Source organism: Actinomyces slackii (genome assembly GCF_900637295.1).
GTDB classification, from domain to species: Bacteria; Actinomycetota; Actinomycetes; order Actinomycetales; family Actinomycetaceae; genus Actinomyces; species Actinomyces slackii.
In genome coordinates this window covers 1,722,611-1,735,369 of sequence record NZ_LR134363.1, presented here as the reverse complement: position 1 = coordinate 1,735,369, position 12,759 = coordinate 1,722,611, and the positions used below count along the sequence as shown (strand labels likewise).

Genomic DNA, 12,759 nt, shown 5'->3' with positions numbered 1-12,759 from the left:
GCGACCTGGTGGTCTGCCGGGCAGGCCCGCTCCTCTGGCGGCGGGCCTGCCCGAGGCCGGCAGGCGGGCAGCAGGCGGACGGCACGGCGCCGCCCGGCTGGCTCAGGACTGCGTGGAGCCGACGTCGACGAAGGACAGGCCCGTCAGGGCGATCGGCTGGAAGTTCTGCAGGGTCTGAGAGTTGTAGGCCGTGGGGGACTTGCGGTGGAAGATCGGGTAGAGCGGAACGGCCTGGGAGAGCTGGTCGAAGATCTTCTGCCATGCGGCGATCTGCTCGTCCCCCTTGAGCTTGACCGCCTCATCCAGAGCGGTCTGGATGGCGGTGTAGGACTCGCTGCCCTTCCAGTGCATGCGGGTGTCGGTCCACAGGTCGGCGCCATACCACCAGCGCATGAGCAGGTCGGCATCGTTGCCGAACACCGAGGGATCGCCCGGCGCCACCAGGACATCCCAGGGGCCCTCGGCGCTGTCGATGAACTTGTAGGCGTCCGCGGACTGCTTCTCGTCGTAGGTGACGCTCACCCCCAGGGCCTCCAGGTTCTCCCGGATGATGGGGCGCACCGAGGAGAACCAGCCATGGTCGGTGCACAGCAGGTTGATGGAGGTCACGCCTGCCTCTGCCAGCAGGGAGGTGGCCTTGGCGGCGTCGAGGCTGTAGACCGTCGAGGACTTCTTGTAGGCGGGGTGGCCCTCCTGGACGAAGCAGGTGGCCGGTGTGGCCAGGCCTGCCATGCCGGTCTCGCAGATCTTGGTGTAGTCCAGGGCGTGGAGCACGGCCTGGCGGGCCTTGACATCGGAGAAGGTGGTGCCGTTGAACATGACGAACAGCAGGCTGAAGCCCTGCTCGGCCGCCACCGTGACCGGCTCCTTCATGGAGGACAGGTTGGCGGCGGGCACCGCGTCGATGGCCTGGACGGTTCCCGAGGTGATGGCGTTGGTGCGGGTGGTGTCGTCGGGCAGGATCTGCCAGGTCATGGAGCTGGCCAGGGCGGGGCGCGGTCCGTTGTACTTCTCGTTGCGCGCGAAGACGATCTTCTGGGAGGCGGCGCCGTTGTCCGTCATCGTGTAGGGGCCCGAGCCCACCGGGCTCATGTCGAAGGCCTTGGCATCCGCCTCCACAGCCGCCTTGGGCACGATCTTGACCACCGAGAGGCGCTCGGCCACCAGGGAGTAGGGGTGCTTGAGCGTGATGGTCACCGTGGAGTCGTCCTTGGCCTCCACCTTGTCCAGGAAGGTCAGGAACTGGGAGTAGATGGACATGTTGTCCGGGTTGAGCACGCGCTCGAAGGAGAAGACCACATCGGCCGCCGTCACGGCGGCGCCGTTGGAGAAGACCGCGTCCTTGCGCAGGGTCACCTCGTAGGTGGTGTCATCGACCATGGTGGGCAGCTCTGCGCCCAGGGCCGCGTAGACCTCGCGGGTGTCGGGGTGCAGCTCGGTCAGGCCCTCCATGGTGTGCCAGTTGGCGGCCACCGTCAGCGCCGCGGAGGTGGTCATGGGGTCATAGCCATTGGTGCCCAGCTCGTAGGAGATGCCGGCGGTGATGACGCCGTCCTTGTTGGTGACCTCCTGCGCCCCGGAGGCCGAGGAGTTCGCCCCTCCGGAGGAGGCACCCGATCCGCCGCAGGCCGACACAGAGGCGGCCAGTCCTGCAGCCAGCCCCAGGGTGCCGGAAAGCTTGAAGAAGTCCCGGCGGCTGGAGCTCGCCGGAGTGATGATCGCCATTGAATCTCTCCTGAAGTCGGACGTCTCATGTCTGACGTTGGTAGGATGAGTGTATCAGACATCAGACATCCCCGCCACCGTCGACACTCATCTGATACGTGGGCGGCCACAGCGGCCGACCGGTCAGCGTGCTACAAGGGTGGGGCCAGCCATGAACCAAGCCCCATAAGCCGAGATCACATGACCGCGAAGAACATCGACGACGACGCACGCGAGCCCCACGACCCCCTGCTGGCGACCCCATGGGCACAACTGGCCGCCACCTCGGCCCCAAGCGGCTCAGTCGCCTCACAGGCAGGCACCCAGAATCACCGTCACCCAGCGAACAAGGCCAAGAGGTCGGACAATGGAGGCATGCAGAGCACACACGGCGTGATGGCCGACATCATCGCTGCCCCCACCACCCAGGCATCCGTGGCCATGGAGGGGATCAAGGAGTACATCCTGCGGGAGAACCTCCAGCCCGGCCAGGCCCTGCCCACCGAGTCCCGCCTGTGCGCGGCTCTGGGCGTCTCGCGCTCCTCGGTGCGCGAGGCCGTGCGCACCCTGGTGGCCCTCGACATCGTCGAGGTCCGCCACGGGCACGGCATGTTCGTCGGGAGAGTCTCCATGCGGCCCATGGTCGAGTCCCTCGTCTTCCGCGGCCGCCTCCACCCCGGGGATGATCACCAGGGCCTGCGTGACGTCGTCGAGGTGCGCGCCACCCTGGATCAGGCGCTGGCCCCCCATGTCATCGAGGCCTGGACCGGCCGCGATGATGAGGAGCTGGACGCCATCGTCGAGGAGATGGATGCCAAGGCCCAGGCCGGACTGCTCTTCGCCGATGAGGACCGCCGCTTCCACCTGCGGATGCTCGAGCCCCTGGACAACAAGCTCTTCCGGCACCTGACCGACGCCTTCTGGGCGGTCCACACCCTGACCGTGCCCCTGCTGGGCGCCCCCGCGCCCGACGACATCCTCAAAACCGTCAGGGCGCACCGCGACATGCTCGCCGCGGCCCGAGCCGGAGATATTGAGGCCTACCGGCAGGCGACCTCACAGCACTACGCGCCCCTGCTCTCCGCGCTGACAACCGGGTGAGACGCCACCTGGCCCGCTGCCCGACGCGCGGCCCGGCGCGCTGAAGCGCCGTCGGGCCGGGCCAGGCCCCAGAATAGATCCGTCAGACCGCCACAACCGTCGGACCACCTCCCCATCGCTCCTGGAGACCACTGTGCCCCTGCACCCGTCCACCCCGATCACCGCCAAAGACCCCGTTGACGCCGTGCCCCCGGTGGGCCGGCTCACCGTGCTGGGCATCCAGCACGTCCTGGCCTTCTACGCCGGCGCCGTCGTCGTCCCCCTGGTCATCGCCACCGGGCTGAAGCTGGACAGCGCCACCACCATCCACCTCATCAACGCCGACCTGCTGACCTGCGGCATCGCCACGATCATCCAGTCCGTGGGCCTGGGCAAGCGGATCGGCGTGCGCCTGCCCCTCATCCAGGGCGTGACCTTCACCGCCGTCTCCCCGCTCATTGCCATCGGCCTGGCGGCCACCGGCGGCAAGGGCGGCGTCGAGGGCCTGCCCGCCATGTACGGATCGATCATCGCCGCGGGCCTGGCCACCTTCCTGGCCGCCCCGTACTTCGCCAAGCTGCTGCGATTCTTCCCGCCCGTGGTCACCGGCAGCCTGCTGACCGTCATGGGCACCACACTCATGAGCGTATCCGCCATGGACATCGTCTCGTGGGGCGCCAATGCCGGGCCGGGCCAGGACGCCTCGGCCCTGACCCTCAGGGGGCTGGCCTACGCCCTGGCGACCCTGGCGATCATCGTGGCGGTCCAGCGGATCTTCAAGGGCTTCATGTCCACCATCGCCGTCCTGGTCGGGCTGATCACCGCCACCGCCGCAGCCCTGGCCCTGGGGGATGCCGACTTCTCCGGAGTCCAGCAGGCCGCACCCCTGGGCATCACCACGCCCTTCTACTTCGGCATCCCCCAGTTCACGATCACCGGGATCGTCTCGATGATCATCGTCATGGCCGTCACGGCCGTGGAGACCACCGGGGATGTCTTCGCCACCGGAGAGGTGGTGGGCAGGCGCATCACGCCCCGCCACATCGCCGCCGCGCTGCGCGCCGACGGGCTGTCCACCCTGCTGGGGGGCATTCTCAACTCCTTCCCCTACACCTGCTTCGCCCAGAACGTGGGACTGGTGCGCCTGACCCGGGTCAAGTCCCGCTGGGTGGTCACGGCCGCCGGCGTCCTCATGATCATCCTGGGCGTGCTGCCCAAGGCGGGGGCCGTGGTGGCGGCGATCCCCACGCCCGTGATCGGCGGGGCGAGCCTGGCCATGTTCGCCTCAGTGGCGGTGGTGGGGATCCAGACCCTGGGCAAGGTCGACATGCGCGACAACCGCAACGCGGTCATCGTCTCGACCTCGGTGGGCCTGGCGCTGCTGGTGACCTTCAAGCCGGATATCGCCAACGTGATGCCCTCCTGGCTGGCGATCCTCTTCGGGTCGGGGGTGACGATCGGGGCGATCAGCGCCGTGGTTCTCAACATCGTGTTCTTCCACCTCGGCGCGCAGCGGGGCGCGGACGTGGCCGTGGTCTCCGGGCGCCCCGTGGACCTCAAGGCGGTCAACGCCATGGATCGCCAGGAGTTCGTGCGGGCCTTCGCCGACCTGTACGAGGGCGCGACCTGGCCGGCCGAGAGGGCCTGGCAGCGCCGCCCCTTCGCCTCCGGCGCCGAGCTGCACCGGGCCCTGGAGGAGGAGGTCCTCTCGGCCAGCGCCCAGGAGCAGGAGGAGCTGATCGCCGGCTACCTGCCCGTGGTCGATCTCCTCCTGGGCGAGGGCGGGGACGCCCAGGCCGAGCTGGACACCGCCTCCCTGGCCCTGGGCGAGTTCGACGACGCCGAGAGGGCCGAGCTCCAGGGCCTGGCCGATGCCTACCAGGAGAGATTCGGTCGTCCCCTGGTCATGTGCGTCTCGCGCGCGGCCGATCGCAGCCAGTTGATCGCCCGCGGCTGGCAGCGCGTGGAGGCCTCACCGGCTCGTGAGGCCCGCATGGCCCTGGGAGAGGTCATCGACATCGCCCAGGCGCGCTTCGAGACCAGGGTGGCCGACGCCAACCCCATCCGCAGCGCCTGGTCCCGCGCCTTCGAGCAGCTGGACTGAGGCCTTTCCCGCTGGTGGACGGCCCACTGGCACTACTGCCCCCGTCCCGCCCGGTGCACCGCCATCACGGTGCACGCCATGGCGAGCAGCCAGGAGACGAGAAGGTGGGCGGCGGCCTGGCCGCCCGAGGCCGCCGCCTCGTAGACCTTCAGTGGCCACCAGCTCGGAATGAGGGCCAGCAGGAGTGACCACTGCTGGATCTGCAGCGCGGCCATGCCCTCGGGCATGGCCGCGGGCCCCGGGCCCACGGGCGATCCGATCAGCCCGATCGCCGGGATCGCGCTGAGCACCATCGCCAGCTTGACCGCGGCGAGGCACTGCGTCATCGAGCGCGCCAGGCAGGCCAGCGCCATCGCTGTCACGGCCGCCAGTGGCGCGGCCCCCACCGCCACCACGGCCGCCTCCGCCGCGCCCAGAGCGCTGAGCCCGGAGACCTGCAGGCCCGCCAGGCTGGCCACCGCGCCCATGACGGCGCAGCCCGCCGAGCGCCAGGCCAGGTAGCCGCTCAGGGACATCGGCGTCACGGCGAGCGCCTCCCAGGAGCCGTCCTGCTTCTCCTCCACGAGCATGATGCCAATGACCACTCCCATCATGATCGGGACGACGACGGCGAAGGCCAGGGCATCGAGCAGGGGAAGCCACGCGCTGACCTCCACCGACCGGGCCTCCAGCAGCTCCACCGCATCGGGGGCGCAGAGCCGGGCTGCCAGGGCCAGGACCAGGGGGATCGCCACCGCCCAGGCCAGGAGGCCGTCGCGGCTGACGCGGCGGGCGTCACTGGCCAGCACGGCTCGCAGGCGCGCCGGACTCATCAGCGCCCTCCCCCGTCGACCACCACGGCCCTCAGGCGTCGGCGCGCCAGCAGGAGGCAGGCCATGACCCAGCACGGCCCCAGGACAAGGGCGGGCGTCGCCCGCTCGGGCGGAGCCGAGCCGAGGGCGACCTGGAGCATGACCACGCAGCCGTGGAGCGGATGGAGCCAGAGCCATGGCCCATTCCCCACCCCCAGAAGGGGGAGGAGGGGAACAGCCAGTATCAGCGTCCAGACCCCCGATGGGAGCAGGAAGGCGCTCATCGAGGGATAGCCGGCAACGGCGATGACCCCGTAGAGAACGCAGAGGGCGCAGACCAGGGCCACGGCGAGAATCGCGAAGCCCCATCGCTGCGGGCGGGCGCCGCCCAGATGCAGCAGCACGACCGATTCGGCCAGCCCCAGGGCTCCCAATGAGGCCGTCAGGGCCGCCAAGTACTCCCCGCGCCCAAGCGGGGTGACTGCCAGGGCCGCCAGCACGCCCTCGTCGCGCTCGGCCAGCACCTGCGCAGCCGCGAAGTAGAAGCAGGTGACAACCAGCTCTGCCAGCAGCAGGAGCGGCCACCAGCCCCCGGGGTCGCCAGGAAGCGCTCGCGCCAGTGCGGCGACGATGACGCCGACCAGGACGGCGATGAGCCAGAAGCCGCCGGCCGCCTGGCGACGCACATCCACCGCGATGACAGTGGCGACGCGGCTCATCCCAGGCTCCGCCCGGTCACGGCCAGGAAGACCTCAGCGAGGTCGGCCTCACGGCTGTGCATCGAGTGCACCTCGTGCCGCCTCAAAGCGGCATGAAAGGCCTCGTCGTCGGCCAGGCCCGCCAGGGGGAAGGACGCACTCCCGCCCTCCCAGGAGACAGTGACCTCGGCCTGACCGTACCGGCGGCGCAGGGCCTGCGGACGGCCGAGCTCGACCACCCGCCCATCGACGACGAAGCCCACGCGGTCGCAGACCGTCTGGGCCAGCGTCATGTCGTGCGTCGTAACCACGACCGTGCACCCGCGGCGGCGCTGATCATCGATGATCGCCTCGACTCGCGCTACCGCCGCCGGATCGAGTCCGGAGGTCGGCTCGTCCAGGAACAGCAGCTCGGGATCGGGCAGGAGGGCTCGGGCGAGGTTGAGCCTGATGCCCATGCCCTTGCTCATGTGGGCGGCGGGAGCCTCGGCGTCCTCCCCGAGACCGACCATGGCCAGCAGCTCGTCGGGGTCGCGCGTGGCCCGGGCGTACATGCGGGAGAAGTAGACGAGGTTCTCCCGCAGCGTGAGGCGGCCCAGGTGGACGGGGCGCTCGAATCCGACCCCGATCCTCTCGTAGAGGCCGCGCCCCCAGTCGAGGACCTCACGGCCCAGGACTCGGGCGGATCCCGTGTACCGCGGAAGCAGGCCGATCAGCACTCGCTGCAGGGTCGACTTGCCGGCCCCGCTGGGACCGAGCAGGCCCAGGACCTGGCCGGCGGGCACCTCCAGATCGATGCCCCGCAGGGTCCGGCGGCCGGCCCCGCGGTAGGAGTAGCCCAGGTCGCGGACCAGCAGGGCGGGCATGGCAGGGTCCGCCCCCAGGAGCGGTCCGGCTCCCCGGAGTCGAGCGCCCCCGCGGTGCGCGGCACCCGCTCCCCTCCCGGTGGCGGGCCCCAGGGCTCGCAGGCAGCGCAGAGAGCTCATGACGGGCATGACGACCCCCCTTGATCATCATCCGCCCCGGAGGCGTGAAGCGCCGAGACGATCATGGCGATGATGTCCTGAGCGACGGCGGCGATCCGCGGCTGGTCGAAGGCGCTGCCGTCGACCGCCGCCCGCTGCGGGTCAATCGCGAAGCGCCGCATGACGAACTCGGGAAGCCCCATGAGGAGGTGCTCGATCATCCAGGCGGCGGTGCCCGGATCGACGTCGTCGCGCAGCTCGCCCGATTCCTGACCGGCGGTGATCGCTGCAAGCGCCCACTGGTGGACGCCGTCACTCAGCGCCCACTCCTCGCGACTGGCGGGCGCATCGTCGGCGTAGGAGCGCGCCAGCACGGCCCAGCCGGCCGGATCCTCGGCCTGGAAGGCACGCGATCCGAGGACCTGCGCCGTGAGAACATCGCGGAGGGTCTCGGTGGGCACCGAGGCCTGTGCCAGTCCGATGCGGCGCGTCATGAGTGTGCTCAGGAGGTGGGTGTAGGCGTCCTCCTTGTCGTGGAAGTACTGGTAGAAGCTGCCCTTGGAGACCCCGGCCGCTGCAGCGATGCGGTCCACCGAGGCGCGGGAGTAGGGCCTGGAGGCGAACTCGGCCTTCAAGGCCTCGATGATGCGACGGCGCTTGGGCTCCGGAAGGTTGGCGAAGGTGGATGTGGGCATGCGGACCCCTGTGCATTCGATATGACTGGCCAGTCATATGACTGATCAGTCACATGGTAGGTCGCACCCTCCTGCGCCGCAAGACCGCGGTCAGACTCATGCGGGACTGCCGGCGAGCGGCGCCGGCCGCGGACGCCTGCCGCCCTCCTGAGGCGGCAGGCGGGACGATCAAGGGCCCCGCACCACGGTGGTGCGGGGCCCTTGATCCTCGGTTGATCCTCAGTGCGCTTGGCTCACTTCTCGGCGTCCTCGGCGTCCTCGGCGTCCTCGGAGTCCTCGACCTCGGCGACCTCGACGGTCTCAGCGGTCTCGGCAGCCTCATCCTCGGCGATGGCGTCGGCCTCAGCATCCTCCGCAGAGGCGGCGTCTGCCTCATCGGAGCCGATGAACTCACTCAGGTCCACGGCCTTGCCGGCGGAGTCCTTGACCGTGACCTTGCGCAGCGCGATGGCCAGCGACTTGTTGCGGGCGATCTCCGCGACGAAGGCCTGCATCTGACCGGCCTGCTGGGCGCCCTGGATGAACTGGGCGGGCTCCATGCCGTACTGCTGGGAGGTCTGGAACAGGAAGTCCCACAGCTCGTCCTGGCTGACGCCCACCTGAGTCTGCTCGGCCAGGACGTCGAGGATGATCTGCTCACGGATGGAGTTGGTGATCTCCTCGCGGATCTCCTTGCCGTGCTCGTCGTCCGCGGCCTTGCCCTCGGCCTGGAGGTGCTGGGCGACCTCCTGGTCGACGACGGCCTGGGGAACCTCGAAGTCGATCTCGGTGCGGAGCTTGTCAAGCAGGGCATCGCGCGCGGCCACGGCCTGCTCGCCGATCTTGCGGTCGGTGACCTGCTTGGCCAGGTCCTCGCGCAGCTCCTCGACCGTGTCGAACTCCGAGGCCATCTGGGCGAACTCGTCGTCGACCTCGGGCAGGTCGCGCTGCTTGACGGCGGTGGCGGTCACGGTGACCTCGGCCTCCTCGCCCTCGTGCTCGCCACCGGCCAGGGTGGTGGTGAAGGTGGCGGACTCGTCGGTCTTCAGGCCGCGCAGGGCGGTGTCCAGGCCCTTGAGCATGTTGCCCTTGCCGATCTCGTAGGAGACCCCGGAGACCGAGTCCACCTCCTCGCCGTCGATGACGGCGGTCAGGTCGATGGTCACGAAGTCACCGGTCTTGGCCTTGCGGCCCACGGACTTCAGCGAGCCGAAGCGGGCGCGCAGGCTGTCCAGCTCCTCGGTCAGCTCCTCGTCGGTGACCTCCACCGCGTCCACGGTGATCTCCGAGCCCTCCAGGTCCGGCAGCTCGATGGCCGGGCGGACGGTGACCTCGGCGGTGAAGCCGAGCTGACCGCCCTGGGGGCCCGTGACGTTGGGCAGCTCGGTGATCTCAACCTCGGGCTGGAGCATGGGGGCGCGGTCCGCCTCGACCAGGGCCTCGCGGTAGAGCTCGGGCAGACGGTCGTTGACGGCCTCCTGGATGACGGTGGCCCGCCCCACCCGCTGGTCGATGACCCGGTTGGGGACGTGGCCGGGACGGAAGCCCGGAACCTGGATCTGGGAGCCGATCTGCTTGTATGCGGCCTCGATACTGGTCTGGAGCTCCTCGTAGGGGACCTCCACGGTCAGCTTGATGCGGCTGGGGTCGAGATTCTCGACAGTGGTCTTCACGGGGGCTGCTCCCAGGGTCTTGAGTCGTCTTGAGTCATTGTCTGCGCCGAGTTCACGGCGGACGCCCGTTGCTCGGCGTCAATCCGTGTCATCTTAGGGCAACGGGCCGACTGGAGCGACAAGCCCTCAATGAGGCTGGCCACAGGCGAGATCCTCAGGCTCGCTCCTCAGCCCGGCACGCTGCCCTCAATACCGCGATCATGACGGCAGAAGTCGGTCCTCTCCTGCTCCCGGATGCGCACCAGATGGGCGTCTCAGGCGCCGCGCATCGGCTTCATGTCACGGCCTCCCGTCGGGCTGGCGGGATTTGAACCCGCGGCCCCCTGCTCCCAAAGCAGGTGCGCTACCAAACTGCGCCACAGCCCGTAAGAGCCGATTGGGGCCACCTCGACGGCGACCCCAATGGACTCGTGGAGCGGGTGACGGGAATCGAACCCGCGCAATCTGCTTGGAAGGCAGAGGCTCTACCATTGAGCTACACCCGCGTGGACGGAGGAGCGCCAGCCCTCCCGACCGGCCTCAGCGCTCGATGAGGCCTTCCTTGTAGGCGCGCACGAGGCGGCGGGGCACAGTGACCTCACGACCAGCGATGCGCACGGTGTTGAGCTCGGTGAGCTGAGCCTTCCACTGCGAGCGGCGGTTGCGGGTGTTGCTGCGGGACATCTTCCGCTTGGGGACTGCCATGAGCCCGCTCCTCTCGTTTCATCCGGGATCATTAGATCCCACGTCAAACTGGACCGAGGGACACCCTAACGACTTCTCGCCGATCACTGCCAGTCCGCACTCCCGGCCGAGCATGTGACATCGATCCCGTCGGGCCCCGCATCCCGCGCCCACGGAGGTCCTCCACGCGCTGCCCCGTGCCAGGATTCCCACATGACCGAGCCCCGCGACTCCCAGGCCGCACCGACGCCCCCGGCCCTGACCACCGCATCCCGGGGCGAGCAGCCGGTCATCGACCTGGAGGTCAAGCGCTCCCACTTCCTGGGGCGCGCCGCCCGTGCGGACTCCCAGGAGGAGGCGCGAGCCTTCATCGCCCAGGCGCGGGCCGCGCATCCCGACGCCCGCCACCACTGCTCCGCCTTCATCCTGGCTCCCCCGGGCATGCAGCCGGTGGAGCGCTCCAATGACGACGGCGAGCCCTCCGGGACTGCCGGGCAGCCGATGCTGGAGGCTCTGCGGGCAAGCGGGCTGGTCAACACCGTCGTGGTCGTGACCCGGTACTTCGGCGGGACGCTCCTGGGCACCGGCGGACTGGTGCGCGCCTACTCCGAGGCGGCCTGCCGGGCGCTGTCCGCCGCCTCCCGGGTGCGCCTGGTCACGCGTCACATGTGGGATGTGCGCGTGCCCGTGGCCCAGGCCGGGCGCCTGGAGGCCGAGCTCAGGGCCACCGGCCCCCGGGGAGGGCTGGAGGTGGTCGAGACGATCTGGGGCCCCACCCACGCCATCCTGGCCCTGTCCACGGATTCGGCCGACGACGGCGCTCTGGCCGAGCTCCTGGCGGCCCACTCCCAGGGGCTGGCGGTCCCCGAGCCCGCGGGCAGCCGCATCATCGAGACCCCTGTTGACTCCTGATCCCTGAGCGCCGACGCGATGGGGCGACGGTGCGCGCATCAGCCCGGGATTAGGGCGCCGGATCATGCCCACCGCGAACATGTCCCCAGATCACATCGATCCACGGTCGTCATTCGGCCTGGCGGCGGGTAATCTGCCGCCAGGTCGTCGGCCGCGGCATCTCAGGCCCAGTTGATGACCAGGCTCGACACCAGGACGATGAGCCGCTGACGATGAGCAGCGGCGCAGGAGAGGAGGACCCCGTGATGACGATGCCCGTCATGCGTGCGATGTCCCCCTTCTGCTGTCGGTGTCTCCAGGGCGCCAGGCCCTGACTCTGTGCGCGCGTCGCAGCGCGCATGCCCGGCGCTCTGCGAGCAGGCTTCCCGCCCTCGACCCCAGCGGCCGCGAACCGCATCCCTCACGAACCGCTCAGGCATGAGCACCGGCGGCCTGCGCCCGCGGGCCCCGCCGACCGCACACAAGCAAAGGAATCACCATGGCCTACGCGAACGACGTCACCGGCCTCGTCGGCAACACCCCCTTGGTCCGCATCAACCGCGTCTCCGACGGCGCCCCGGCCACCATCCTGGCCAAGGTCGAGGCCTTCGAGCCCGCATCCAGCGTCAAGGACCGCATCGCCCTGTCCATCGTGCGGGCCGCCGAGGAGTCCGGTGAGCTCAAGCCCGGGGGCACCATCATCGAGGCCACCTCGGGCAACACCGGCGTGGGCCTGGCCATGGTGGGCGCCGCGCTGGGCTACAAGGTGGTCATCACCATGCCCGAGACCTTCTCCAAGGAGCGCCGCGCCATCATGCGCGCCTTCGGCGCCGAGCTGGTCCTGACCACCGAGGGCGGCGTTGCCGGCGCCGTCAAGCGCGCCGAGGAGATCCAGGCAGCCACCCCCAACTCCATCCTGGCCTCCCAGTTCTCCAACCCCGCCAACCCCAAGGTCCACCGTGAGACCACGGCACGCGAGATCCTGGAGCAGACCGACGGCGAGTTCGACGCCTTCGTCTCCGGCATCGGCACCGGCGGCACCCTGACCGGTGTGGGGCAGGTCCTGCGCGCCGAGAAGCCCGAGGTCAAGGTCTTCGGTGTCGAGCCCGCCGAGTCCCCGCTGCTGAGCGAGGGCTCCTGGTCGCCCCACAAGATCCAGGGCATGGGCCCCAACATCGTGCCCGACGTCCTGGACCAGGGCATCTGGGACGAGCTGCTCCACGTCGAGTCCGAGCAGGCCATCGCCTACGCCCGCCGCGCCGCCGCCGAGGAGGGCCTGCTCGTGGGCATCTCCTCGGGCGCCGCCCTGGCCGCCGCCGTGCAGGTGGCCCAGCGCCCCGAGTTCGCCGGCAAGACCATCGTCACGGTCCTGCCCGACACCGGTGAGCGCTACCTGTCCACGGTCCTGTTCCAGGACCTGCTCAACTGAGTCACGGGGGCGGCGCGGAGGCATGCCCGCCGCAGCGCGACGGCGGCGCCCCGCATCCCGGGGCGCCGCCGTCCGCTCCCCCTCAGG

Annotated in this window: 11 protein-coding genes and 2 tRNA genes; 4 read left to right on the top strand and 9 right to left on the bottom strand. The window is 69.9% G+C overall.

What is annotated here, in order from left to right; all coding sequences use genetic code 11:
- Positions 1-102: 102 nt before the first annotated feature.
- Positions 103-1,725, bottom strand: a complete 1,623-nt coding sequence (locus EL266_RS07165; protein WP_026427156.1) for an ABC transporter substrate-binding protein — start codon at positions 1,723-1,725, stop codon at positions 103-105.
- Positions 1,726-2,079: 354 nt separating this feature from the next.
- On the opposite strand from EL266_RS07165, the gene EL266_RS07160 reads away from it, so the two are divergent.
- On the top strand, positions 2,080-2,805 hold the full coding sequence (locus tag EL266_RS07160; RefSeq protein ID WP_026427155.1) for a FadR/GntR family transcriptional regulator: 726 nt from the start codon (positions 2,080-2,082) through the stop codon (positions 2,803-2,805).
- 133 nt (positions 2,806-2,938) lie between these two features.
- Positions 2,939-4,888: a solute carrier family 23 protein gene (locus EL266_RS07155; protein ID WP_232011978.1), complete on the top strand. Its 1,950-nt coding sequence runs from the start codon at positions 2,939-2,941 to the stop codon at positions 4,886-4,888.
- Positions 4,889-4,920: 32 nt separating this feature from the next.
- Here EL266_RS07155 and EL266_RS07150 read toward each other — a convergent pair whose 3' ends face one another.
- From EL266_RS07150 to rpmF, 8 genes are all read right to left on the bottom strand, one after another.
- Positions 4,921-5,700 (bottom strand): hypothetical protein, encoded by a 780-nt coding sequence (locus EL266_RS07150; RefSeq protein ID WP_051281258.1) that lies wholly within the window; start codon positions 5,698-5,700, stop codon positions 4,921-4,923.
- On the bottom strand, positions 5,700-6,398 hold the full coding sequence (locus tag EL266_RS07145; protein WP_026427169.1) for a fluoroquinolone export ABC transporter permease subunit: 699 nt from the start codon (positions 6,396-6,398) through the stop codon (positions 5,700-5,702). The genes EL266_RS07150 and EL266_RS07145 overlap by 1 nt, the downstream gene beginning before the upstream one ends.
- Positions 6,395-7,363, bottom strand: coding sequence for an ABC transporter ATP-binding protein (locus tag EL266_RS07140; RefSeq protein ID WP_232011977.1), 969 nt, complete (start codon positions 7,361-7,363; stop codon positions 6,395-6,397). Before EL266_RS07140 ends, EL266_RS07145 begins: the two co-directional genes overlap by 4 nt.
- Entirely contained in the window at positions 7,360-8,037 is a 678-nt protein-coding gene (locus EL266_RS07135; protein ID WP_026427152.1) for a TetR/AcrR family transcriptional regulator, read from the bottom strand. Before EL266_RS07135 ends, EL266_RS07140 begins: the two co-directional genes overlap by 4 nt.
- Positions 8,038-8,270: 233 nt before the next feature.
- Positions 8,271-9,689 (bottom strand): trigger factor, encoded by a 1,419-nt coding sequence (tig, locus tag EL266_RS07130; protein ID WP_026427151.1) that lies wholly within the window; start codon positions 9,687-9,689, stop codon positions 8,271-8,273.
- A 292-nt stretch (positions 9,690-9,981) separates the two neighbouring features.
- Positions 9,982-10,055: transfer RNA gene (locus tag EL266_RS07125), tRNA-Pro, on the bottom strand.
- Between the two features lie 45 nt (positions 10,056-10,100).
- Positions 10,101-10,174, bottom strand: a tRNA-Gly gene (locus tag EL266_RS07120).
- 34 nt (positions 10,175-10,208) lie between these two features.
- Positions 10,209-10,373 (bottom strand): 50S ribosomal protein L32, encoded by a 165-nt coding sequence (gene rpmF / locus EL266_RS07115; RefSeq protein WP_026427150.1) that lies wholly within the window; start codon positions 10,371-10,373, stop codon positions 10,209-10,211.
- A 192-nt stretch (positions 10,374-10,565) separates the two neighbouring features.
- Between rpmF and EL266_RS07110 the strand changes: the two genes are divergently transcribed.
- Positions 10,566-11,264 carry an IMPACT family protein gene (locus tag EL266_RS07110; protein ID WP_051281256.1) on the top strand — a complete coding sequence of 233 codons (699 nt, stop codon included), beginning with the start codon at positions 10,566-10,568 and terminating at the stop codon, positions 11,262-11,264.
- Between the two features lie 478 nt (positions 11,265-11,742).
- Positions 11,743-12,672 carry a cysteine synthase A gene (gene cysK / locus EL266_RS07105; RefSeq protein ID WP_026427149.1) on the top strand — a complete coding sequence of 310 codons (930 nt, stop codon included), beginning with the start codon at positions 11,743-11,745 and terminating at the stop codon, positions 12,670-12,672.
- Positions 12,673-12,759 lie beyond the last annotated feature (87 nt).